This is a genomic window from Halobacillus seohaensis, assembly GCF_042663045.1.
Classification (GTDB): Bacteria; Bacillota; Bacilli; order Bacillales; family Halobacillaceae; genus Halobacillus_A; species Halobacillus_A seohaensis.
The window spans coordinates 176267-201363 of sequence record NZ_JBHSZV010000062.1; the positions used below are offsets into that span (position 1 = coordinate 176267).

Consider the following 25097-nt stretch of genomic DNA (forward strand, 5'->3'; position numbering starts at 1 on the left):
GCTCCTCACTGTTTAACGATTCGTTTACAAAAGTTTTCTAGCAGCTGAATTCCTGCACGACCACTTTTTTCAGGGTGAAACTGGCTGGCTACAAGATTACCTTTTCCAACGATCGCTGGTACCTCTTTATGGTAATCCGCCGTTGCATATAAAATTTCATCTTCATCTGTTTGAACAACATAAGAATGGACAAAATACACATATTCTTCGCCAACATTCTCCATAATAGGACTATCCAATTTCCGTAAATTCAGCTGATTCCATCCCATGTGAGGTACTTTATAGGAATTTCCTTGCTCGTTCACTCCAGGAAACTTAGTTATTTTCCCAGGAAATAAACCGAGTCCTTTTGTATGTCCACCTTCTTCACTTTCTTCAAAAAGCAGCTGCATACCCAAGCAAATACCGTAAATGGGAACCCCGCTCTCTACTTTTTGTTGAATGAAGTGTATAAACCCATGTTCAGCTAAAGCCTTCATTGCATCAGGAAATGCGCCGACACCTGGTAAAATATAACCATCGCAATGATCAATTTGGTCAGGGCGATCCCCAATTATATAAGGAACGTTCATCCGTTCTAAGGCTTTAGAAACGCTAAATAGATTCCCCATTCCATAATCGATAATTCCAATCATTTATAAACTCCCTTTCGTACTCGGCACCCCTTTAATTCTTGGATCAACCGTAGTGGCCTCATCTAATGCTCTTGCTAGTGCTTTAAACATTGCCTCGATAATATGATGAGTATTGTGACCATGGTGAAGTACGATATGTAGGTTCATACGAGCTTCTACCGCTAATTTCCAAAAAAATTCATGAACATTCTCTGTATCAAAAGTTCCTACTCTATCTTTAGGAAGCTCAGCCCGCCATTCCAAATGAGGCCGGTCGCTTAAGTCAACAGCTACCGTAACTAATGTTTCATCCATCGGCAATGTCATAGATCCATAACGCTTAATTCCATATTTATCACCTAGGGCTTCCCTTAGCGCCTGACCGAGAACAATTCCGATATCTTCTGTTAAGTGGTGATCATCCACCTCGACATCACCCTTGCCAATAACAGATAAATCAAACATTCCATGCTTTGTAAATAATTCGAGCATATGTGCCATGAAAGGGACTTGCACCTCAAGGTCGGACTTACCCTCGCCATCAATGGCAAATTGAAGGTTAATGTCTGTCTCTCTTGTCTTACGAGTTAGCGTCGCGTTTCGATTTGACATTATTTCCATCGCTCCTTCCGAGTTTCTACAGCTCTTGCGTGAGCTTCTAATCCTTCAAGTCTAGCGAATTGAGCTATTTTATTAGCGTTGTTCTTCAAAGCTTGTTCACTGTATGAAATGATACTCGACTTTTTCACAAAATCATCAACAGACAAAGGACTGGAAAAACGAGCCGTTCCACTAGTAGGCAATACGTGATTAGGTCCAGCAAAGTAATCACCTACAGGTTCACTACTGTAAGGTCCTATAAAAATAGCACCAGCATGCTTAACTTTCGCCATATCTTGAAAAGGATCCTTCGTAATGATTTCTAAGTGTTCTGCTGCAATCTCATTGACCGTATCAATTGCTTCCTGAATGTTCACACATACAATAATTGCACCATAATCTTCAATACTCGCTTTTGCGATATCATAACGAGGTAAGGATTTAAGCTGTTCAGCAACAAATTGCTGGACTTGCTTCGCTAATTGTTCGCTTGTCGTAACTAAAACACTGGACGAACGGGCATCGTGTTCAGCTTGCGATAGCAAATCAGCTGCCACCTCGTTAGGGCGTGCCGTCTCATCAGCCAAGACCGCGATTTCGCTTGGTCCAGCAATCATATCAATATCAACATCCCCGAAAACTTCACGTTTGGCCAAAGCAACATATACGTTACCTGGACCGGTTATTTTATCAACAGGATCAAGCGTTTCCGTTCCATAAGCGAGTGCCGCAATCGCTTGGGCTCCGCCCGCTTTATAAACTTCTTGTACGCCTAATAACTTAGCCGCTACTAATACACCTGCAGGAACCTTACCGTCTTTGCCGGGTGGTGTCATCATAACAATACGGTCTACACCTGCAACTTGAGCAGGAATAACATTCATAAATACAGACGAAGGATAAGCCGCTGTCCCTCCAGGAACATAAATGCCTACAGCATCAATAGGAGTAACTTTCTGTCCTAATATTGAGCCGTCTGCAGAAGGTTCAAACCATGAATTTGTTGTTTGATGTTCGTGAAATTGACGGATGTTTTGAGACGCTTCTTTTAGGATCTCTACAAACTCACCATCTATCGACTCATAAGCTTCATCGACTTCCTCTTCCGTCACTCGCCATTCATTAAGGGACACTTGATCAAAAGTTTGCGTAAAAGAATTAACGGCATTATCGCCGCCTTGTCTTACATCCTTAATGATTCTTTTTACAGATTCACGCTGTTCTTCAGTTCCTTGATCAACACTTCTTTTTAATGAAGTTAGTTCGTGTTTTTGGATCACCTTCACGGTTGCTCTCCCTCCACAACTTTACTTAAACCATTCACCATTTGATCAATTTCTTCACTCTTCAGTCGATAACTGACAGGATTTACAATTAAGCGAGACGTTATATCAGTAATTTTCTCATATTCTACCAATCCGTTTTCCTTTAACGTTCTACCTGTAGAAACAATATCAACAATTCGATCGGTTAAGCCGATAATTGGAGCGAGTTCAATGGATCCGTTCAAAGGTATAATCTCGATTTGCTCCCCTTGCTCACGAAAATAATCGGAAGCTATTTTCGGATACTTGGTTGCTATCTTTGGGGCTATCCGACTGAGCGGTTGATTAGGTAAACCCGCGACGGCGACATAACAAGGGCTTATTTTTAAATCAAGAACTTCATACACATCTCGGTCTTGTTCCAATAGCACATCTTTCCCGGCGATACCAATATCAGCAGCTCCATACTCCACATAGGTGACGACGTCCATAGGTTTCGCCATCATAATTTGTATATTTTGCTCAGGGAATTCTAAGATAAGCTTGCGCGATTCTTCCCCATCGGCTGATAAGTCATAGCCTGCCTGTTGCATTAATTCAGCGGCCTCTTCATAAATACGCCCTTTTGGCATGGCTATTGTTAAAGGTTTATTCATTACGATCTCCCTCCTTTTGAGGTAAAATCCACAGATTCTTTTAATTGCTTTTTAAACTCTTCCAAGTCTGGAATTTGATCAACGTGCTGTAAGAGTACTTGAAAACCTTCCTGGCGTAGTTCTTTTGCTTTTTCTATTCCTGATGCGTGGGTGTCGTCATCAACAATTACGGACACTCGTTGGTCTCCATTTTCCTGATCATCTAATGCTTCAACCAAACGTTCTAAGTGAACCGCAAATCCAGTCGCTGATGCATTTAGTTGAAAGGACGGAAGTAACGTATCATAGCGGCCTCCGTTGCATAGCAGGGCACCTAGGTTCGGAGCATAGCCCTCAAAGAGAATACCCGTGTAATAATTCATATGACTAATCAAGTTAAAGTCAAAGCGGACGTGTTCTTCCACACCATAATTGCTTAATAACTTATGAAGCTGCTTCAATTCGTTGACAGCTTGCATACAAATTTGATTTCGAGCCAATGATTTACTAGCTGAAAAAACTTCAGATCCACCACGTAGATTAAGGAGTTCTAACAAAGCATTTTTCTTTTCTTCTGCTAGGGTTAACATCTTCACTTGTTCACGAAATCCGACATAATTTTTTCGATATAAATGTTCCAGGAGAATGCCCTTTGTTTCTTCATCTTCGCCTAATAAGTCCTTGAAGAATGCTTTGACATAGCCTATATGTCCGATTGTAATGACAAAATCATTTAATCCTGTTTGTTTCAATGATTCTGCTAAGAGAGCGATCACCTCTGCATCTCCATAGGAAGAGTGGTCACCAATTAGTTCTGTCCCCACTTGCTCAAACTGTGCTGGCTTCCCACCTTCTGCTTGCTGAGCTCGAAATACAGGGCCATCATAAGCGAGGCGCAAAGGATACTCTGCGTCCTTAAGTTGTGAAGCAGCTACACGTGCAATAGGGGCTGTCATATCTGGACGTAAAACAAGTGTATGTCCTTGTTGGTCCAATAACTTAAACAATCTCTGCTCTTTTGTGGCACTCACTTTACCTACCGTTTCGTGATATTCAAGAAAGGGAGTATCCATAAAAGAATAGCCATAAGATAAGATCGAAGACTTTAATTGTTCTCTCACCTTTGATTTTTGGTTATAAAAAAAAGGAAGCGTGTCGCGCATTCCTAATGGTTTTTCAAACATAAGCCGTCTCGCCATTTCGAATTCCGTCCTTTCAAAATCCTTTAGTATGCTAATATGCTAACACGATGAAGTTAAGCCGTCAAATGTTCCTATCAGTACCTCATATCATAACATTTTCTGACTAAATGTAGCGGTTCACAGTTATTAATTAAGTCGTTTTTTTGATAATTGAGCCGATTTTTAAATAATTAGCCCGAATGAACACGCAATCTGTCCAAACAAAAAAACTGATGTGTGCAATCACACATCAGCTGGAACAGGCAAAGATACTTGTAAAATTTCCTCCACATATTTCAACGTTAACGGATTCGAAACGTCCCGCTCATCTTGAAAAACTTGCTCAATAAATACTTCCGCTACTTTACGTTTACGCTCACTCTCATGAGCTCGCTTCAATGCATGAACGGCTTCATATAAATCCGATAGTTTTTTCGCAATCGTCTTGCTATGAAAGGTTTGCAAGTGACCGGGCAATTGAAGCACTTCCTCCACCCAGATCTTTGCTTTCTCTAGCTCAACTCTCAGTACATCACTTTTATCAGAAAGGATCGATAGTTGGTTCAATTCGCTATCCAGCTCTGCAAATAACATTTTGTGGGCGTTATACTTCGTTAGCAACCGAATAACTTCTAGCCCCAGAATGTTCCCTGTTCCTTCCCAAACCGTTAATACTTGTGCATCACGAAGTAACCGCGGCGTAACAAAATCCTCAATAAATCCATTTCCACCATGCATTTCAATCGCTTCGTGAGCAAAATGAATTGATTGTTCAGCCGTTTCCTTTTTCAAAATGGCAATCAACAACCTGTTGAAAATTTGCTCCTTTTCACTCGCTTGTCCAGGATAACGTGCCATTTGATCAAATCGTTCGATCATTTGAAAGACAGCACTCGTTTCCACTTCTTGCTTTACTCGCATGTTCACAAGTGTATCCTGAATCATTGGGTACTGAATCAGCGACTGACCAAAGGCTTTTCTATCGATCGCATAATGACTTGCCTCTGTGTAAGCACGGCGCATAATGCCTACAGATGCAATCGCATTACAAACTCTAGATAAATTTAATGCCTCCATCATATAATAGAATCCACGATCCGCCTCACCCACTAAGTAAGCTTCGGCTCCTTCAAATTCAACTTCAGCAGATGGCACAGCACGTACACCAAGTTTATCCTTTAATCTCCGAATCGACAGACCATTCAATGTCCCATCATCATTACGCCATGGCACGAGGAAAAGACTCAATCCTTTTGATCCAGACGGTGCACCTTCGATACGTGCAAGCACCATAGTTACACCGCACATGCCCGCATTACTTGCAAAATATTTTTCACCATAAATTTGGTAATGATCATTCTCGGTGACAGCCTTTACTTCATTGGCTCCCACGTCAGAACCTCCTTGGCGCTCTGTTAAGAAAGTCGCTCCTTCATAAAGTTCTGTATCTCCAGTCGCCAGTACATGAGGCAGATAACGCTTTTTCAAATCATCGCTAGCATAGTGATCGATTAAATAGGCAGTAGCCATCGTTAAGGTGACGGGACAATAAAATCCCGGTTCAGCTTGAGACAACAAGTAACCTTGAGCATACGAATATAAATAATTACCTTTATGGCCAAGTCCAGGAATTTCTTTATGAACATATCCAACGATACCCTCATTATATGTTTCCTTAACCGTTTTCCGATAACCCTCGTTCACCCATACTTCGGAAATGTCCTCACCCATTTTATTGTATTTTATTAATTGCGGCTGGCCTTCTCGGTCGGTATGAATGGCTCGTCGGTCAATTTCTTCTGCACAAAGTCCACCAAATGCCGTCAATTGCTCATCCGCCCAATTATAGAAAGTCTTATCAAGTTTACTTTGAAGTATAGCTTGCAAGTCTTCATCTTGTTTGTAAAAATTCATGCGATCACCTCCTATGCTCGCTGATTTTGTTCACGAAGCTGATTTTTTAAAAGCTTGCCTGTTGCATTTCTTGGTAATTCATTTAATACTTCATATAATTTCGGAATTTTATAAGTTGCTAATTGATCTGCTAAAAGTTGCTTGCACTCTTCTGCTACGTCGTCTAATTGTCCATCTTGTACGACAAACGCTTTAACCGTCTCACCCCAATCTGGATGCGGCACACCAACAACGGAAACATCTTGAACGTGAGGATGAGAGAGTAATACTTCTTCAATTTCTTTCGGATAGATATTTACGCCACCTGATAATATGATGTCTTTTTTACGATCAACAACCCATATAAACCCGTCTTCATCCAGTTGCGCCATGTCACCTGTAAATAGCCAGCCATCTCTTAAGGATTCGTTCGTTTTTTCCTCATCCTTATAATACCCCTTCATATTTCCATCACCTCTAAGAACGATCTCGCCAACTTCACCTTGAGGAACGGGATCCCCTTGTTCATCAACTAGTGACATTTCACAATTTAATGCCGCCCGTTTGCCAATACTTCCAGCTTTGTCATCATGATCTTCCGGCAGCAGCAAGGTGCCATTGGGTCCGGCTTCTGTTAGTCCATATACACAACAAAGCTGGTCAGTTTGAAAAGCTTGCTTCACAAACTCAACATCGGACCTATCGAGTGGCGCTCCGCCATAAACCCAGTACTCCATAGAAGATAAATCCGCTGATCGGACCTCTGGATGTTTCGCTGTCAGCTGATAAGCTACCGGCGCACCGAAGAAGTGAGTCACCCGCTCTTTCTCCACCATTTCTAACAGTAGATCAGGAGTGAATGTCGGAGCCAAGACATGTGTAGCACCCACGTACGTCCCTGCTGCTAAAAACAAATGAAGCGGAGCGGAATGACTCAGTGGCATCATGTGCAGCAATCGACTACTTTGCCCCATTTTCATCTCGATCGCCATCATGGTGGCGACCGTTAAAATGTTTTTATTGGTGAAAACGACACCTTTAGGATAACCCGTCGTTCCAGATGTATATAAAATGGAAGCCTCGTCCTCATCATATGAAGCGCTTACAATTTCAGGGTCACTATTTTCTTGTAGAAGTTGGTCAAACGCCAGCCAACCCTCGCTAGCTTCACCAGTTTTTATGAAGATTCCTTCGTGACCCTGATCCATCGCCTTTACTTGCTGAAAAAGCATATCATGGGTAATAAAAACTTTGGCATCACTATGTTTGTAAATATAAGAAATCTCATTGGCTATTAATTTCGCGTTAATTGGAACAGCTAGCGCTCCTAATCTATGAATGGCAAAGTAACTGAATAAAAACTCTTTGGTATTAGGCATGCGAATCATCACTTTATCGCCTTGCTCAACTCCAAGCCTCTGTAATCCCTTGGCGCATCGGGTAACAAGATGATTCCATTCACGATAAGTGATTGTTTCATGAGGTGTAACGATTCCTTGCTTATGAGGATATTTTCTTGACTGATAGGCTAATAATTCGGAAAGATTCATTAGGATTCCCCTTTTCGTTTAATTAATTCATCATTAAACTTCACAAGCCAACCATTCATTTCCGATCGAAGGAGCTGCAGTTCTTCAATTCGTTCTTCCACTTCCTCAACCTTGTGATTTCCGTATTGAATCGTTGCTTCTAACTGCCTTACTCCAGATGGGTCCTGATCAAAAAGCTGGATCATTTCTTTGATTTCATGAAGCTGAAAGCCATACTTTTTACCTCGTAAAATTAAGCTTAATCTCGTTTTCTCTTTAGAAGAAAAAACACGTTGTCCTTTACTACGATTCGGTATAATCAAACCTAATTCCTCGTAATAACGAATCGTTCTCGTACTAACATTAAACTGGCGCGCTACAGAAGTTATTGATTCATGATTCATGTACCTCCTCCCCTTCTTTCGTTTTTATAATTCTAATAAACTAATAATACCATTGACGTTAACGTAAAGATCAAGACACTTTTACAAATAAATCAAAAGATCAAAAGTATGTTCCAATTTAGATTTGTTCCCTGATTGAAATGACGAGGTTGATTGGTTAGGAACGATTTCTCTGTTTCCAACAACGAAATGATGCTGTTCCTACAGATAACAAAGAAGCCGTCCAATTTATATGCAAATTGGACGGCTTCTTTTATTTAATGTTATGTAATCCAAACTGACCAAACCATGATTTCATTTAAACTCCTGTATTTGTTTGCAGTAAAAAGAGAAAAGCAATAAGGGAATGAGGAACCTGTTTACGAATCTTCCATTCTACTAAATATCCAGGTGTTTTTTCAAAACGATCAACAGCTTCCCGTGGTATTGCATCGCGTTTGATCATGGCCCATAGTCGACCTTCTTCATCTTTTACTTGAAGATGACCAATCACTGCATCGCCTTCCGCCTGCCAGCGACAATCGTCTCCTTCTATATAACGGTATATACTACGCCCTGATTTTTTTTGCTTTTCGTGAGTCGTATAGGCGATAAATACGCCTTCAGGATGCTGTACGTAACCCTTGTAATGGAAGCCACCTTTTTTATCAATTGAATAGGAAGGCTGCCCATTTTCTCCATACATTTGATAGCTAGCCGGCATCATTGAACTACCGGAAAACCACAAAATAAATGGACGAAAAAATTTAAGATCAAATTGCTGAGATTGCTTAATCTCGCTGTATAATTTGCCATCCATATCATACAAACAAGCATGGAAAATCGTGGAGAATTCATGCCCTATATACATACGAGCCGGTAACTGGTCAAACACGTCATGTGTAGAATCTTTTATAAAACCCTCGGAATTGTTCGCTTGTAAATAATCCCTCCAACCACTCCTGAACACTGCAATACCCATTATCCCAAATACAATACTATATATCGAACTTAATAAAAGACTACTAAAACCCGTAAGAAAAATTGCCACTATAAAAAAGATCATCAGGGCGATCAATATTCCCCCTGTGACTAATTGTCTTATTCCATCTCGACGAATCAATTGTTGTACATTACTCATGTATCTACACATCCATTCTTTGAAAAAATTGGATAACCTTATTGTACTATTCTCACAAATTTTTTTCTATGATTATTGTAGTTAATACTATATTGTATGGGAAGATAAAAAGAATAAACGAATCGGAAAATGGGGGATTATTTCATGTGGGATATTATGTTGATATTTTTCATTCAAATTGTGTTTGTACCTATACTCACACTTCGAACAGTATTTATGGTGAAAAATCAAAAGGAAAGAGCCTCTTTTGTAGGGGCCTTAGAAGCATTGGTCTATATTTTTGGTGTTTCTTTAGTACTGAGTGGCGAACAAAGTATAGGTGCGATGGTGGCATACTCGCTCGGTTTTGGAATAGGAATCTATTTAGGCGGGATTATTGAAAATAAATTAGCTATAGGTTACACAGCTTACAATGTTAATCTCCAATCCAAAAATGAAGCGTTAATTGAAAAGTTACGAATGGAAGGATATGGAGTAACCTTGTATGCCGGGGAAGGCCGGGATAGTGAAAGATATAAACTAGAAATTTTGACGAAAAGAAGCCGGGAACCTAAACTAGAGGTACTTATTGAAGAATACGAACCGAAAGCTTTTATTATTTCTTATGAACCGAGGAAATTTAAAGGTGGTTTCCTTGTGAAAGCTATGAAGAGAAGACTTAATTTGAAAAGGCAGAAAAAGGAAAAAGTAACAGAAGTTTAAATTCATCGTTACTACGATATTCGAGAGTGATGGCTCCTAAGAGGGTCATCACTCTCTTATTTATAAGCTATGTTAAACATTAATATAGTATTTTGACTGAGTTGAGGAAGAAGTTTATTCAACCATCGGGCAGGATTATTGCAGACTCGATGTGGAGAAAGGGGAGGTAGGAAGGAGTTGCTTTCCGTGGGCGTGCGCTGAGCCGCCTTCTGGGGTCTCATCTAACGCGTGTGTCCCACAGGAGATTCCTATGGGATTTAGAAAAGGGACCTTGAATAAATAAAAGCCCTCCGTTATGATGCATTTGTAAAACCAAATACAAACATCAAAAGGAGGACTCCTCTTGAATCATAATAGGAATAGCAAAATAAATCAAATGACTGAAGACTCACTATGCATGCGCTTAAATTGTGTGGTACCAGGTACCACACAATTCACCAAATGATTGAGATTCCTATCTATTCAACCATAGTCTACATAGAAAAAACGAACCCCTCAATTTATATTGGGATTCGTTTCTAATAATTTAACGTACTTCAACAGGTTCAACTGCTTCTCTTAGCAGTTCATCTAATTCATCGCTATATTCCTTCTTTTGTTGTTCGGACCAATTCAGTTCCTTTGCCATAAATTCTATAACTGGCTTTTTATGCTCATGTACCCAGGAGATATTAAAAAATAGAGCTGACGTGCGACGAACGAAAAAATCAACAGGTTTATAGGCTAATTCATATTGCATTGCCATTTGCAGCTGAGCGAAGACAGTTGGATCGATTCCAGCCTCAAGAGCTTCCTCTTTTTTGTTTTTAAACAGTTGAAAGACAGTATCTACATTGGCTCCGTAAAGGTTAACAAGCTCTGCAGACTTTTCTGCTGATAAACCTAGTGATCCACCGATTTTAACTCGTTCTTCTTTAAAAGTTTTAAATCCTTCTGCTCCATTCACTTCCCCGCCAGAGATAGGCATTCGAAGCGTTTCCGAATCAGAATAACGGATGCCATACTCTTCAGCCAGCTGGTCACGAACGAGGTCAATAGCCGTTTGTGACATTTTGCGGTACCCCGTTAATTTACCTCCAGCCATAGAAATCAAACCTGAATCAGAAACGAAAATTTCATCTTTTCTAGAGATTTCTGACGGGTCCTTACCTTCTTCATGAATGAGTGGTCGAACGCCCACCCAGCTTGACTCTACATCTTCAGCCGTCACTTTCACCGAAGGAAACATCGTATGAATGGCCTCTAAAATATAGGCGCGGTCAGCTGTTGTAAGTTTTGGATGAGCAATTTTCTCCTTATAGGGTGTATCTGTTGTACCTACATACGTTTTGCCATCTCTTGGTATAGCAAAAATCATTCGTTTATCTGGAGTATCAAAATAAACCGCTTGTTGTAAAGGAAAGTCTGACTGATCAAACACAAGGTGAGCTCCTTTTGTTAATTGGAGAGTTTTCCCTTGCTTTGAACCATCCATTTCACGAAGTTCATCTACCCAAGGTCCACCTGCATTAACTACACGCTTAGCGTTGACTTGATAGGTTTCACCACTTACCGTATCCTCAACGAGAACTCCTGCTATTTTCCCGGAATTATTATAAATGAAGTCTGTCACTTTTGTATAATTCACTGAATTAGCTCCATGTTCTACAGCTTTCTTCATCACTTCTAAAGTAAGCCGGGCGTCATCCGTTTTATATTCCACATAAAAACCCGCTCCTTTAAGTCCTTCTTTTTTAACTAAAGGTTCACGTTCCATCGTTTCATCTATATTAAACATCGTGCGCCTTTCTTTCTTCTTCACACCAGCTAAGTAATCATAGACTCTTAAACCTAGACTAGTCGTGAAAGGTCCAAAGTTTCCGCCTTCGTGGAACGGAAGCATCATCCATTCTGGTGTGGTAACGTGCGGGCCATTTTCATAAACAATCTTACGTTCTTTCCCTACTTCTGCGACCATTTTCACTTCAAATTGTTTTAAATAGCGCAAGCCACCGTGCACTAGTTTTGTAGAACGACTTGATGTACCAGCTGCAAAGTCTTGCATTTCTATTACTGCTGTTTTCATGCCTCGGCTTGCAGCATCAAGAGCGATCCCTGATCCAGTTATACCTCCACCTATGACGAGTATATCCCAATCTTCCTGACTTAGTTCACTGAATTGTTTATTACGATGATAACTAGAAAATGATTTCATAATACCTCTCCTTTTATCGATATGTTTCATTTAGATCGTCTGATAACCTTTTCCCTAATCAAGATCTCGTTATGTATAGGAACTGATTTTATTGAATAAAAAAAGAGACCACGAACTGCTTTATAACGTTTGTTACAAAGCATCGTGGTCTCTCCATATCTCCGACCTATACATATTAACTTATTTGCAGTGTACCAGAGATCTTACTAAAAATCTACTCCGAAGTTTACATTTTAAAGAACTCTAACTATGTACATCAATTTGTTAAAAATTCCACAACTCCGAACGTGAAGTAGATACCGCAGAAGCCCCTGCTTGAATCGCTGCTACCGCTTCTTCTTCCGTACGAATTAGTCCACCAGCAATGACCGGAACACCTGTCCGATCTTTAATTTCTTTAATCATTCCAGGTACAATCCCTGGTAAAACTTCGACATAATCAGGCTGCACTTTATTAATAATCGATACGTTATGGTCGACGGCTTGACTATCGATTAGGAACAACCGTTGTACAGACACTAATTTATACTTTTTGGCTTGCTGAATAACGTGAGATCTTGTGGTAATCACACCATCAGGTTTGACCATTCGCCCAATAAATTCCATTCCATAGTTATCAGCTTTTAAGCCCTGTATCAAGTCAACATGGATCCAAACCTTTTTGCCCGCCTTTTGTCCTGCTCTTACAACGTTTTGTAGTAAACCTAACCGGCTTTCAAGAATAATGATATATTCACTAGACGTTTTCAAAAGCTTCTCGAAATCCTTCATACTTTTGACTGCAGGTAAAACGGTCTGGTTTATACTCATTCCTCTACCACACCTCCTTTTTCCATATGTTCGTCCATCTGGTCTTTTGTATAGATTAGCCGCATCGGGTTGCCCCCAACGAAAGCTCCAGACGGAACATCCTTATGAACAAGAGTTCCGGCAGATATAATTGCTCCATCACCAATTCTCACACCAGGAAGAATCGTAGAATTTGCACCAATCATCACTTCACTACCAATTTCAACTTCCCCTAAACGATATTCGCTAATTAAGTATTCATGGGCCAGAATCGTCGTATTATACCCAATCACAGAATTCCGTCCCACTGAAATTTTTTCAGGAAACATAACATCCACCATCACCATCAGAGCAAAAGCGGTCTCATCCCCCACTCTCATCTTTAAAAAACGGCGGTACAGACCATTTTTCACGTTTAAAAATGGAGTGTACCTCGCCAATTGAATAATAATGAAGTTTTTAACTACTTTTGTGAAAGGAACCGTTCGATAAATATGCCAGAGTGAATTTGCTCCACGAACCTGATACCGTTTCGTCCGACGCATCGTTTATCCTCCTACAATTTCGAGTAGGTCGTTCATCTTTTCCAGCATATAGTCTGGGTTCAGTTCATCAAGGACATGACGACCTTTTACCGTCCAAGCTACGCCCGCAGTTAGAGTCCCTGCATTTTTACCAGCTTCCACGTCGTGTGTATTATCCCCAACCATAAGCGTCTCTGATGGATTACCACCAAGATCTTTCAGTGCTTTTATTATAGGTTCAGGGTGAGGTTTAGCATGTTGCACATCATCTAATGTAACAACCGTTTCAAATAGACCATCAAGCCCTGTTAGATCAAGTCCCATCTGTACAGTATGACGCATTTTAGTTGTCACAATACCAAGTCGATAACCTTGAGATTTTAGTGACTTGATCGTGTCTACTACTCCTTCGTATGCTGTCACATAGCGATCATGATTAGCAACGTTATGCTCACGATACGTTGCAATCATCTCTTCTACTTTTTCGGGATTGACCGTTTGTAGACTCTCTCGTAATGGAGGGCCTATAAACTCTAAAATTTCTCCGCGACTATAGGAACGATTAGCATATTGTTTAATGGTATGAGTAAATGAAGCGATGATCAACTCATTAGTATCGATTAACGTACCATCTAAATCAAATAGGATTGTATTAATATTCATGACTCAAACTTCTCCTTCTCTTCTCACGTTTCATCCTGTTCCACACAAAGCCAACAGCCGCTGTTAAAAGAATAGCTGTTAGTAAACGAATGGCCAGAAGCGGCCAAATTGGGATTCCGAGCGGAATAAAGATTAATGTATCTTCCACAACCGCATGACAGGAAACTAGAAAAATCATAGCTAAAAACATATCTTTTTTTGAAACGCCATCTTCTTCAACAGCTTGAATCATCAATCCTGCTCCATAAGCAAGCCCGATCGTTAATCCAGCAGCTAGCGTCATCGATGTATTTCGTTCCATTCCAAGAAAACCAGTGGCTGGTGCCAACCATTCAGAAAAGCGTTCCAACCACCCTTTTTCTCTTAAATACTGCATAACGACCATTAAGGGAATGACGATTAACGCAAGCTGAACAATTCCCATCGCCGCCGTTTGAAACCCCTGCAAAATGATCTCCATCCAACCTTCAGGAACTACTTGATTATCAGGTGCAAATCCATATTTCGCCTGCTCCTGACCGCCGTTCCACGTCACATTGATCAACACGGCTGAGATAAAGGCTAACCCAAGTCTAACTCCGATAACGAGCCACCAACTCACCCCTACTTTTTTAGCAACGGTCGACTCAATTATCAAGTTATGAGAGAACGATAACATCACAGCCAAAATAAATACTTCTTTCACAGTAAAATCAAACGAAATAATCGCGGCTATCCCTGCGTATAAGTTTAGAAAATTACCGAGCACAAGAGGAACGGCAGCTTCTCCAGAAAGGCCTAATAATCCCATGATTGGCTCTAGCTGTTTCATAATCCAAGGAAGTACAGGCGTGAACTGTAGAATGGTCACAATTAACGTGACAGGAAAAATAACTTTTCCTAACGTCCACGTTAACTGCAAGCCTTTTTTAAGCCCTTCTTTTAAAATGCTTAGCATGCTTCGCTCCTCCTTACTTAACCTTTTTACCATTATAATATTTATTCGCTAACCCTACTTTTCTACGATAAATCATTACGACAATCGCAAAGATAATAAGCAAGACTGATATAACTTGAGCGGTTCGCAATTCACCGAATAAATATAGACTATCTGTACGCAGACCTTCTACGTAAAAACGACCGATAGAGTACCAGATGATATAGCTAATAAATACTTCTCCACGGCGTGGATTAAACTTATGTCTTAATACAAGTAATAATATAAAACCTGAAATATTCCATAATGATTCATATAGGAACGTCGGGTGATAGATCGTTCCATCAATACACATTTGCTGATTAATAAAATTAGGCAAATACTGCATATAGTTGTTATAAAATGACTCTGAAACAGGACCTCCGTGCGCCTCTTGGTTCATAAAATTACCCCAGCGACCGATCGCCTGTCCTAAGATAATACTTGGAGCGACGATATCCGCAATCATCCAAAAAGACAACCCTTTTATTTTAGTATATAAATAGGCTGTCGCAAACGCTCCAATTAACGCACCGTGAATCGCGATTCCGCCTTCCCAAATCGCAAACATACTCCACCAGGGGCCACCTACATAGCGCTCCCATTCAAAAATGACGTAATAAATTCTGGCACATATAATGGCTGCTGGAATCGCATAAACCACAATGTCTACCATATAATCTTTTTTTATGCCTAATCGCTCGGTCTCTCGTGTCGCTATTAATAATCCAAGAAAAGCTCCTGTCGCAATAATGACCCCATACCAATATATGGACAATGGGCCAAGCTGTATTAATACTCGGTCTAACGCTTCAGGTGTACAAGCCACTTGCTATTCACTCCTTTACTCTTCTGTTGGTGAATGATCTTCATCAATTACCTTGGTTAATCGCTCTGAAAATTCTTCAGCCGCATTAACACCCATCCGCTTCAATCGGAAGTTCATCGCAGCTACTTCAATAATAACCGCTAAGTTACGTCCAGGACGAACAGGTATCGTTGCTTTTGGAATTTCTGCATCGATAATTTTTAATGTTTCTTCTTCTAAGCCTAAACGGTCATATTGTTTATTTTTATCCCATATTTCCAAGTTAATAGCAAGAGTAATGCGTTTAAAGCTACGTACAGCACCTGCACCAAAGAGGGTCATGACATTAATAATCCCTAACCCACGTATTTCCAGCAAATGTTCAATTAGAGGAGGGCTATTTCCTATTAATGTATCATAATCTTCTTGACGAATCTCTACACTGTCATCTGCAACAAGTCGGTGACCACGTTTCACAAGTTCAAGAGCTGTCTCACTTTTACCTACACCACTCTGACCTGTGATTAATACACCAATACCATAAATATCAACAAGAACTCCATGGATTGCCGTAAACGGAGCAAATTTTGATTCAAGAAAATTAGTTAACCGACTAATTACACGAGTGGTCTTGTGAGGAGAACGCATTAACGGGACACCCGCTTCTTTAGCGGCTACTACTAATTCCTCAGGGATATCCATTCCTCTTGTAATAACGATTCCAGGTGTAATATCCGTACACAAATGCTCGGCACGATGTACACGTTGTTCATGAGTGAGTTCATTGAAATAGGAAAGCTCCGTCTTCCCTAGTAACTGTAAACGATCTTGCGGATAAAATTTAAAATAACCTGTCATCTCTACACCCGGACGGGAAATATCACTCATATGTATTTCGCGATGGACACCATCCTCACCTGCAACAAGCTCGATCTCAAACTGTTCCAGTAAATGCTCCGTTCTAACTTTACTCATCTATATACCTCCTTGGTTCGTATCGTCACTGTCCCTTATTGTAGCATGTTTTAGTACAATCTTGGACAGAAAAAAATCCCTGTAAGCTTGATTACTTACAGGAGAAAGGAGAATGACTTTTTAAGCTAATCTTTAATTATGCTATTTAATACAAGATTGAGTAAGGAAATGACTAGGGCTGCTACTAATGTCATGCCAAATCCACTAATTTCGAACATCGTCCCTAATAATCCATCTGTCATGGCTAAAGTTATTGCATTAATGACTAATAAAAAGAGCCCTAGGGTTAGAACGGTAATTGGCAAAGTCAGAAGCACAAGGATGGGTCTAACGATCGCGTTGAGAATGGATAGAATGAAAGCTGCAATCAACGCACCGACAAATCCATCAATTTCAACTGAGGTAAATATAAAACTTACAATTACTATCGCCACCGCGTTCACCAATATATGCAAGAACCAATTTTTCACTACATTCACCTTCTTTTAACTTAGGCTGTGTTAAGTTTTGTGGTTGATTTTTTTACAACAAAATAATGATTTCTTTATTAGGCAAGTTGCTTATCTTATTCCGTTAAAGCCCCAGATTGTGTAAGACTCAGCTTCTTTATTCTATAGCATAGGTAAGACGCATTCTCCTATGCCGGGGGTTCGTTCATTTCCATGTCGAATGGGGTGGCTTTGAAACGACGAGACCCCACAGGGAGTGACAACGACCGAGGAGGCTCAACGCACGCCCACGGAAAGCGACTCCTTCCCCACCTCCCCTTTCTCCACACAATCTCGGAATCAAGTCTGCAACAAATCCTAACCGATAATTGAATAAACTTCTTCCTCAACTTGGCAACTATCAACATTAACATTGCCTTAACTTAAAGAATTATAAAGAAGAACCTTTGGCCGTAACAGACCCTGTCTTAGTATCCGCTTCAAAATGATAAACATTTTCAAATTCCTCAAAGGCTTCAAATACTAATTCTTTGCTCATAATTTCCTTTTTATTATTAAGAATCTTATAATTGTCTAATTTACAAGTTACACTACCCATACTGGAACTTAACTTTCCATCAATTCTTTTATTTTCTGGTAAGTGAACAACGATTTGTCCTGTTGTCGTTTTGAAGAAACCAGTATGAGCTTGTTCCCCGTAATTATTTACGGTAATACTTCCTGACACAGCAGACACATCATTTTTTCCAAATTGACCATCAACCTTTACAGAACCATTAATGGTGTCTGTCTCAGAGGAATCAAATTCACTCTCTAGAATCGTAATTGAGCCATTTCCTGTTTCTAATTTACACTTTTCTCCTTTAGAACCTTTTAACCTCAGAGAGCCATTGCTCGTTTTCAAATTAAAATGATCAGCTTGAATATCATGTGAGGTTATCGAGCCGTTAGAGAGCTTAGATTTAATAAACGTATAGCGTCGCTCAGGTAAATACAGTTTCACAAATGTTTTTATTTTTCTTGAAGGATTAGCTAACCGAAGAACGCCGCTATTAACCTCAAATTGCCCCTCAGATAGGAATTGCTCTTGTGCTTCCTTCTCGTCAGATGCTTGATATACCTTGACACGACATTCCGCTCGCGCATACGGTTCTTGCCATGGTTCCATGTGCAAGGAGCCGTTAGCAATAGAAATATCTACATCGTGAAACAATTCCTCACTCGTTTCATGATGATACTCGAACTCTACCGCTTCACCAAATGAGAGATCAAAGTCAGCATTTTTAATTTTTTCAAAGGCTTCTCCTACAAAGTCTTTGACTCCATATTTTTTTCCAGATGCTTTAGTTTGATCTTCCTCTTTAGAATATTCAACTGCTTTAAGGAGTTTCTCGCCCTCTTCAGCAGAAATTGTTCCATTTTCAACCATTTTTAAAATTTTTATACGTTCTTCGCTCATAAATAGATCGCTCCTTTTTTATATTTATTCCCTTAAACCCTAGCAAGAAAACTAAAAAAGACACCCCCAAAAAAACAATATGTCTCATCAAGGGTGTCTCGTTACGTTTAGCTATTAAGAAAATGTCCAACGATAAAACCGTTCTCTTTTTAATCGCTGCACCTGTTCGGATTGTTGTTCATGATTTTCTATTAAATTCATCATTCCATCGACCTGGGATAGATGAGCACGAATAGCCGCTTCCTTTTGTTCCCAATAAGGTTCAATATCAAAAATGAAATCTGGCTCTCCTAAATCTTTCTCATGGTCGTTGCTTATCGCATGCATCCACACTTCTGGACGGTCCCCAGGCTTAATTGATTGTACTGCCTTGACGACAGCCGCCGCTAACGCATCATGGTCTGGGTGAACCGCGTAGCCTGGATAATGAGTGATAATCGTGGTGGCACCGTGTGATAGTATACGTTCCTTTAAATGATCCGCTACTTCTTCGATCGGTTCAAATTCGAGCGTTTTATCGCGGTAACCTAGATGTTCAACGTCAATGTCCAGCTGTTTGGCAGCTTCAGTCAGTTCTTCTTTACGGAAAGTATGAAGCGTTTCCCTATTAGCAAATACTGGGTTACCCATATTTCTGCCCATTTCACCTAAAGTTCCACACAAGTAGGTGACGGGAACCCCTTCGCCACGGAATTTAGATATTGTTCCAGACGCTCCAAAGGATTCATCATCTGGATGCGGGAATATGACGAGTACATGTTTCTTACTCATCTTCTTCAGCCTCATGACTAAACGGATTTTCACTAATCTCAAGAGCTACCATGAGCCGTCCTTCACGATCATGACCCGCCATCAGTAGACGACCTTGTTCATCAATTTCAAAATCACTGACTCCTTCCGCATATATCCAGCCAAGATCTAACTTTAAGCCTACACGATAAGAGCCTCCCGTACTTACAATTTTTCCATGCTGGTAGTTAACATGGGCGTTACGAATAAAAGCACCAACATTATAGGCCTTCTCATCAAAGTGACTCGCGTAAGCTCCGTTAGTTGTTTCTAAATGAATATATACATCTTTATTGGCAAGTTGATCTATTTTTTCTTGAACAACAGATGATTCGATTGCTTTCATTTCTATTCCTCCCGTTAAACGTCTCTTGTTTAACGATACTCAATTCTTAGCACAGCGTCAAAGCATCTACTTACTAGAGACCTTTTCTTTGGACCTTATTTTATCAGACATACGTTTCTGATCACGTTCTAAGATCGGTTTTAAATAGTTACCTGTATATGAATCTTTCTCCTCAGCTACTTGTTCCGGTGTACCTGTCGCAATTATATATCCGCCTTTTTCTCCGCCTTCAGGACCTAAGTCAATAATATAATCGGCTTCTTTGATTACATCGAGACTATGTTCAATAATGAGAACGGAATCTCCGTTATCAACGAGCCTTTGCAATACTTTTAATAAGCGGGAAATATCATCAACATGCAGCCCAGTAGTTGGCTCATCTAAAATGTAAAAGGATTTACCATTTGAACGACGGTGCAGCTCACTTGCCAGTTTCACACGCTGAGCTTCCCCACCTGAAAGTGTCGTCGCAGGCTGACCTAGTTTGACGTATTCCAGTCCAACGTCAGCCACAGTTTGCATCTTACGTTTGATCTTCGGAATGTTTGAAAAGAATTCCAACGCTTCTTCTATTGTCATCCCAAGAACCTCTGAAATGCTCTTACCTTTATATTTCACTTCAAGTGTTTCACGATTATATCTCTTACCATCACAAACTTCACAAGGCACATACACATCAGGTAAAAAGTGCATCTCTATCTTAATGATGCCGTCTCCTCGACAAGCTTCACAACGCCCGCCTTTTACGTTAAAACTAAAACGGCCTTTTTTATATCCGCGGATTTTCGCTTCATTTGTTTGTGCAAAAACATCGCGAATATCATCAAATACTCCTGTATAGGTAGCAGGATTTGAACGTGGCGTCCTCCCTATTGGGGACTGATCGATATCAATCACTTTCTCAAGCTGGTCAATCCCTTTAATCTCTTTATGCTTCCCTGGTTTCTGTTTACCATTATGAAGCTTCATAGATAGTGTTTTAAAAAGAATATCGTTAATTAGAGTACTTTTTCCAGAACCTGATACACCTGTAACAGCCGTCAAGATGCCTAATGGAATGCTTGCATCAACTTTCTTTAAGTTGTTCTCTTCCGCATGTTTGATTGTCAAGTAACGTCCATCTGGTTTGCGGCGCTCCGCAGGTAATGGGATAAACTTTTTCCCTGATAAATATTGTCCCGTTAATGATTTACTGCTTTTCATGACTTGCTTCGGTGTTCCTTGGGTAACAATTTCTCCACCGTGTGCGCCTGCACCAGGGCCTATATCTATCAAATAATCTGCGGCAAGCATCGTGTCTTCATCATGCTCAACTACGATCAGTGTATTATCCAAGTCTCTCATTCGTTTTAGTGTGTTAATAAGTCGATTGTTATCCCGTTGGTGAAGACCAATTGAAGGTTCGTCCAATACATATAGTACACCTGTCAGTGCTGAACCAATTTGTGTGGCTAATCGAATACGCTGAGCTTCCCCACCCGATAATGTGCCTGCAGATCTTGAAAGAGTTAAATAATCAAGTCCGACATTTGCCAAGAAACTTAACCGCTCACAGATTTCTTTTAATATCATCTTAGCGATGGTTTCTTCTTTTTCAGTCAGTTCTAATCCTTCAAAAAATTCCTTCGCATCTGTTACCGAATAGTCTGTCGTAATTCCAATATGCTGACCGCCAATCTTTACGGCTAACGCTTCGTCGTTCAGACGGTTTCCATTACATTTAGGGCAGGATGTTTGAGCCATGTATTTTTCCATCTGTTCACGTATATAATCCGATCCTGTTTCTCGATATCTTCTCGAGATGTTAGGAATGACTCCTTCAAAGAAAATATCATTTTCACGTACTTTTCCAAAGTCATTTTCATATCGAAAATGAACTTTTTCATTACCACTTCCATATAAAATATGATCCAATTGCTCTTTTGGTAAATCTTTTATCGGCTTGTTCATATCAATATTATAATGTTTCGCTACACTCTTCATTAGCTGGGGATAATACTGAGAACTTGTCGGTTCCCAAGCTGCAATGGCATGATTTTTTAAAGATTTCCCCCAGTCTGGTATAACAAGATCCAGATCAACTTCAAGTTGAGTACCTAGACCACCACATTGATTACAAGCTCCGAATGGACTGTTAAATGAAAACTTTCGAGGCTCTAATTCACTTACTGAAAACCCACAAATAGGGCAGGCATGGTGTTCGCTGAACAATAGCTCATCCCCGTCAATAATGTCCACAATTACATGACCGGAGCCAAGGTTTAACGCTGTCTCTAAAGAATCGGATAATCGACCTTCCACTCCATCTTTTACGACAATTCGATCAACAACGACTTCAATCGAGTGTTTTTTATTTTTTTCTAAGTTTATTTCCTCGGAAATTTCACGCATTTCCCCATCGACTCGCAGGCGAATATATCCTTCTTTTTGAAGTTGTTCAAACACCTTCGCATGCTCACCTTTACGACCAGAAACAACAGGTGATAGGATTTGTAATTTCGTACGTTCCGGTTGTTCCATTACCTGATCCGTCATTTGCTGAACCGTCTGTGAACTTATTTCAATTCCGTGATTTGGACAAGTGGGACGTCCTACCCGTGCATAGAGCAGGCGTAAATAGTCATAAATTTCTGTGACTGTTCCTACTGTAGAACGTGGATTTTTACTCGTTGTCTTTTGATCGATCGAAATGGCCGGAGAAAGACCTTCAATAGAATCAACATCCGGCTTATCCATTTGACCAAGAAACTGACGAGCATAGGCACTTAACGATTCAACATAACGACGCTGTCCTTCTGCATAAATGGTATCAAAGGCTAGAGAGGATTTCCCTGAGCCAGAAAGACCGGTCATCACGACGAGTTTATTCTTAGGAATATCAATATCGATATTCTTTAAATTATGGGCTCTTGCTCCTTTAACACTAATATTCTTACTGGCCATGAGGTCATCATCCTTCCGCTTTTAATTCCATTACAACATCACGCAGTTCTGCTGCTCTCTCGAAGTCTAAGTCTTTGGCTGCTTGTTTCATTTCTGTTTCTAAATCATCTACTAATTCAAGACGCTCTTTTTTCGTCATTTCCGAAGGTTTCTTCTCTGTTGTATACGTTTCGTCTCCTTCTGCTACGGTAGTTGCTTTGATGAGATCGCGAACTCCTTTCTTAATCGTTGTAGGTGTAATTCCGTGCTCTTCGTTATAAGCGATCTGCTTTTCACGACGTCGATAGGTTTCATCAATTGCATATTGCATAGAGGCTGTTGTCTTATCTGCATACATAATCACTCGTCCGTTTTCATTACGGGCTGCACGTCCTATTGTTTGAATCAGTGATCGATTGGATCTTAAGAACCCTTCTTTATCAGCATCTAATATCGTTACTAAGGAAACCTCGGGAATATCAATGCCTTCCCGCAGCAAGTTAATACCTACGAGAACGTCATATTTTCCTAAACGTAAATCGCGAATGATTTCGATTCGCTCAAACGTTTTGATTTCAGAGTGAAGATAAGCTACCTTCATACCGATTTCTTTTAAATAATCGGTAAGATCCTCAGACATTTTTTTCGTAAGTGTCGTGACAAGCACTCGTTCATTCTGTTCTTTTCGTTTATTAATTTCACCAATTAAGTCATCTATTTGACCATGAATCGGACGAATTTCAATTTCAGGATCAAGGAGACCTGTTGGACGAATAATTTGCTCGGTCATTTCTGGAGTATGCTCCAACTCATAAGGCCCTGGAGTAGCGGATACGTAAGTGATAAAGTTAATTTTCTTTTCGAATTCTTCAAAACGCAATGGTCTGTTATCCAACGCAGATGGTAACCTGAATCCATGATCAACTAACACTTGCTTCCTTGCCTGGTCTCCATTAAACATTCCACGAATTTGCGGAAGTGTAACATGGGATTCATCAGCAATGATTAAGGAATCCTCCGGGAAGTAGTCCATTAGTGTGTAAGGAGTAGCGCCTTTTTCACGAAAAGTTAAATGTCGTGAGTAGTTTTCAATCCCTGAACAGAAACCCATCTCATTCATCATTTCCAGATCATAATTCGTCCGCTGTTCAAGTCGTTGGGCTTCTAAAAGTTTGTTCTGATCTTTAAGTTCTTTGACTCGTGCCTTCATTTCTATTTCAATATTTGCAATTGCTTTTTGTAATTTTTCCTCACGAGTTACGAAGTGGGAAGCTGGGAAAATGGCAACATGCTCTCGTTCTCCCACAATTTCTCCTGTTAATACATCAATCTCGCGAATCCTTTCAATTTCGTCTCCAAAAAACTCCACACGCAAGGCTTGCTCTTCCCTTGATGCTGTGATGATTTCTACTGAATCGCCGCGAACACGGAAAGTCCCGCGCTGAAAGTCGATGTCGTTTCGCGCATATTGTATATCCACTAAGGAACGCAGCAGTTCGTCACGGTCTTTTTCCATACCGGGTCTAAGCGACAACACTTGACTGCTATATTCTTCTGGAGAACCTAAGCCATAAATACAAGAAACACTAGCAACAATAATCACATCATTTCTCTCGAATAATGATGTGGTTGCCGAGTGACGAAGTTTATCAATTTCATCGTTTATATTTGAATCTTTTTCAATGAATGTATCTGTTTGTGGAACATAAGCTTCTGGCTGATAATAATCATAAAAGCTTACAAAATATTCAACAGCATTATTAGGAAAGAACTCTTTGAATTCACTGTACAATTGTCCCGCTAATGTCTTGTTGTGTGCAATGATTAAAGTCGGTTTGTTCACTTGTTGGATCACGTTGGACATCGTAAATGTTTTACCTGTACCCGTGGCACCAAGCAGTGTTTGGTGTCTTTGACCATTATTTATACCTTTTACAAGCTCTTCTATAGCTTTAGGCTGATCACCCTGAGGTGTATATTCTGAAACTAATTCAAATTGATTGTTCATAGCACAATCCTCCGTTCAAACATTAGTTCATAATAGTTTACCACAATATTTTACCATTCTAACATAGAACGAACAAACATTCGGTCTAATTAAAAAGGCTATTACAGATGACCCAACATTTCTTGAACAGCCTTGCTTCCTTATTCTTTGGCTATCTTAAGCGTTATTGTTGATAGTTGCCCGAATTTAGGGGCGAAGTTTAATCAACAAACAAGCAGGATTGTTGAAGGTTCAATTCCGAGATGCGGTATGAGGAGAATGTGGTTGGGGAAA

General features: G+C 40.1%; 23 protein-coding genes. 1 reads left to right on the forward strand and 22 read right to left on the reverse strand.

Going from position 1 to position 25097, the window contains the following annotated elements; all coding sequences use genetic code 11:
• Nucleotides 1–5: 5 nt before the first annotated feature.
• The 9 genes from hisH to ACFQIC_RS20275 all read right to left on the reverse strand — a co-directional run bounded on the left by hisH (nucleotide 6) and on the right by ACFQIC_RS20275 (nucleotide 9241).
• Nucleotides 6–635 carry an imidazole glycerol phosphate synthase subunit HisH gene (gene hisH / locus ACFQIC_RS20235; RefSeq protein WP_204708285.1) on the reverse strand — a complete coding sequence of 210 codons (630 nt, stop codon included), beginning with the start codon at nucleotides 633–635 and terminating at the stop codon, nucleotides 6–8.
• Nucleotides 636–1226 carry an imidazoleglycerol-phosphate dehydratase HisB gene (gene hisB, locus ACFQIC_RS20240; RefSeq protein WP_204708284.1) on the reverse strand — a complete coding sequence of 197 codons (591 nt, stop codon included), beginning with the start codon at nucleotides 1224–1226 and terminating at the stop codon, nucleotides 636–638. It lies immediately after the preceding gene.
• Nucleotides 1226–2500, reverse strand: a complete 1275-nt coding sequence (gene hisD / locus ACFQIC_RS20245; protein WP_204708283.1) for a histidinol dehydrogenase — start codon at nucleotides 2498–2500, stop codon at nucleotides 1226–1228. The genes hisB and hisD overlap by 1 nt, the downstream gene beginning before the upstream one ends.
• The gene (gene hisG / locus ACFQIC_RS20250; protein WP_204708282.1) at nucleotides 2497–3135 is read right to left on the reverse strand and encodes an ATP phosphoribosyltransferase; all 639 of its coding nucleotides are present in this window, start codon (nucleotides 3133–3135) and stop codon (nucleotides 2497–2499) included. The genes hisD and hisG overlap by 4 nt, the downstream gene beginning before the upstream one ends.
• The gene (locus ACFQIC_RS20255) at nucleotides 3135–4313 is read right to left on the reverse strand and encodes an ATP phosphoribosyltransferase regulatory subunit (protein WP_204708281.1); all 1179 of its coding nucleotides are present in this window, start codon (nucleotides 4311–4313) and stop codon (nucleotides 3135–3137) included. Before ACFQIC_RS20255 ends, hisG begins: the two co-directional genes overlap by 1 nt.
• 225 nt (nucleotides 4314–4538) lie before the next feature.
• The gene (locus ACFQIC_RS20260; protein WP_204708280.1) at nucleotides 4539–6209 is read right to left on the reverse strand and encodes an acyl-CoA dehydrogenase family protein; all 1671 of its coding nucleotides are present in this window, start codon (nucleotides 6207–6209) and stop codon (nucleotides 4539–4541) included.
• 11 nt (nucleotides 6210–6220) lie between these two features.
• The gene (locus ACFQIC_RS20265) at nucleotides 6221–7738 is read right to left on the reverse strand and encodes a class I adenylate-forming enzyme family protein (RefSeq protein ID WP_204708279.1); all 1518 of its coding nucleotides are present in this window, start codon (nucleotides 7736–7738) and stop codon (nucleotides 6221–6223) included.
• Complete coding sequence (locus ACFQIC_RS20270) at nucleotides 7738–8121, reverse strand: MerR family transcriptional regulator (RefSeq protein WP_204708278.1); 384 nt, start codon at nucleotides 8119–8121, stop codon at nucleotides 7738–7740. The genes ACFQIC_RS20265 and ACFQIC_RS20270 overlap by 1 nt, the downstream gene beginning before the upstream one ends.
• Nucleotides 8122–8419: 298 nt before the next feature.
• A complete protein-coding gene (locus ACFQIC_RS20275; RefSeq protein WP_204708277.1) occupies nucleotides 8420–9241 on the reverse strand; it encodes a hypothetical protein in 822 nt (273 codons plus the stop codon).
• A 144-nt stretch (nucleotides 9242–9385) separates the two neighbouring features.
• On the opposite strand from ACFQIC_RS20275, the gene ACFQIC_RS20280 reads away from it, so the two are divergent.
• Complete coding sequence (locus tag ACFQIC_RS20280; RefSeq protein WP_204708276.1) at nucleotides 9386–9943, forward strand: DUF2179 domain-containing protein; 558 nt, start codon at nucleotides 9386–9388, stop codon at nucleotides 9941–9943.
• Nucleotides 9944–10469: 526 nt separating this feature from the next.
• On the opposite strand, the gene ACFQIC_RS20285 is transcribed toward ACFQIC_RS20280, so the two are convergent.
• The 13 genes from ACFQIC_RS20285 to uvrB form a co-directional block, all read right to left on the reverse strand.
• Nucleotides 10470–12137 carry a glycerol-3-phosphate dehydrogenase/oxidase gene (locus tag ACFQIC_RS20285; RefSeq protein WP_204708275.1) on the reverse strand — a complete coding sequence of 556 codons (1668 nt, stop codon included), beginning with the start codon at nucleotides 12135–12137 and terminating at the stop codon, nucleotides 10470–10472.
• A 264-nt stretch (nucleotides 12138–12401) separates the two neighbouring features.
• Nucleotides 12402–12947 carry a glycerol-3-phosphate responsive antiterminator gene (locus tag ACFQIC_RS20290; RefSeq protein WP_204708274.1) on the reverse strand — a complete coding sequence of 182 codons (546 nt, stop codon included), beginning with the start codon at nucleotides 12945–12947 and terminating at the stop codon, nucleotides 12402–12404.
• Nucleotides 12944–13471: an acyltransferase gene (locus ACFQIC_RS20295; RefSeq protein WP_204708273.1), complete on the reverse strand. Its 528-nt coding sequence runs from the start codon at nucleotides 13469–13471 to the stop codon at nucleotides 12944–12946. The genes ACFQIC_RS20290 and ACFQIC_RS20295 overlap by 4 nt, the downstream gene beginning before the upstream one ends.
• A 3-nt stretch (nucleotides 13472–13474) precedes the next feature.
• Complete coding sequence (gene ppaX / locus ACFQIC_RS20300) at nucleotides 13475–14113, reverse strand: pyrophosphatase PpaX (protein ID WP_204708272.1); 639 nt, start codon at nucleotides 14111–14113, stop codon at nucleotides 13475–13477.
• Nucleotides 14103–15050, reverse strand: coding sequence for a nucleoside recognition domain-containing protein (locus ACFQIC_RS20305; RefSeq protein ID WP_204708271.1), 948 nt, complete (start codon nucleotides 15048–15050; stop codon nucleotides 14103–14105). Before ACFQIC_RS20305 ends, ppaX begins: the two co-directional genes overlap by 11 nt.
• Before the next feature lie 13 nt (nucleotides 15051–15063).
• Nucleotides 15064–15897: a prolipoprotein diacylglyceryl transferase gene (gene lgt, locus ACFQIC_RS20310; protein ID WP_204708270.1), complete on the reverse strand. Its 834-nt coding sequence runs from the start codon at nucleotides 15895–15897 to the stop codon at nucleotides 15064–15066.
• 15 nt (nucleotides 15898–15912) lie between these two features.
• Nucleotides 15913–16851 (reverse strand): HPr(Ser) kinase/phosphatase, encoded by a 939-nt coding sequence (gene hprK, locus ACFQIC_RS20315; protein ID WP_204708269.1) that lies wholly within the window; start codon nucleotides 16849–16851, stop codon nucleotides 15913–15915.
• Between the two features lie 125 nt (nucleotides 16852–16976).
• Nucleotides 16977–17321: a phage holin family protein gene (locus ACFQIC_RS20320; RefSeq protein ID WP_204708268.1), complete on the reverse strand. Its 345-nt coding sequence runs from the start codon at nucleotides 17319–17321 to the stop codon at nucleotides 16977–16979.
• Between the two features lie 409 nt (nucleotides 17322–17730).
• On the reverse strand, nucleotides 17731–18759 hold the full coding sequence (locus ACFQIC_RS20325) for a DUF4097 family beta strand repeat-containing protein (protein WP_204708267.1): 1029 nt from the start codon (nucleotides 18757–18759) through the stop codon (nucleotides 17731–17733).
• A 114-nt stretch (nucleotides 18760–18873) separates the two neighbouring features.
• Nucleotides 18874–19530: a bacillithiol biosynthesis deacetylase BshB2 gene (gene bshB2 / locus ACFQIC_RS20330; RefSeq protein ID WP_204708266.1), complete on the reverse strand. Its 657-nt coding sequence runs from the start codon at nucleotides 19528–19530 to the stop codon at nucleotides 18874–18876.
• On the reverse strand, nucleotides 19523–19894 hold the full coding sequence (locus tag ACFQIC_RS20335; RefSeq protein WP_204708265.1) for a YojF family protein: 372 nt from the start codon (nucleotides 19892–19894) through the stop codon (nucleotides 19523–19525). Before ACFQIC_RS20335 ends, bshB2 begins: the two co-directional genes overlap by 8 nt.
• Before the next feature lie 66 nt (nucleotides 19895–19960).
• Nucleotides 19961–22837: an excinuclease ABC subunit UvrA gene (uvrA, locus tag ACFQIC_RS20340; protein WP_204708264.1), complete on the reverse strand. Its 2877-nt coding sequence runs from the start codon at nucleotides 22835–22837 to the stop codon at nucleotides 19961–19963.
• Nucleotides 22838–22844: 7 nt separating this feature from the next.
• Nucleotides 22845–24824, reverse strand: a complete 1980-nt coding sequence (gene uvrB / locus ACFQIC_RS20345; protein ID WP_204708263.1) for an excinuclease ABC subunit UvrB — start codon at nucleotides 24822–24824, stop codon at nucleotides 22845–22847.
• Nucleotides 24825–25097 lie beyond the last annotated feature (273 nt).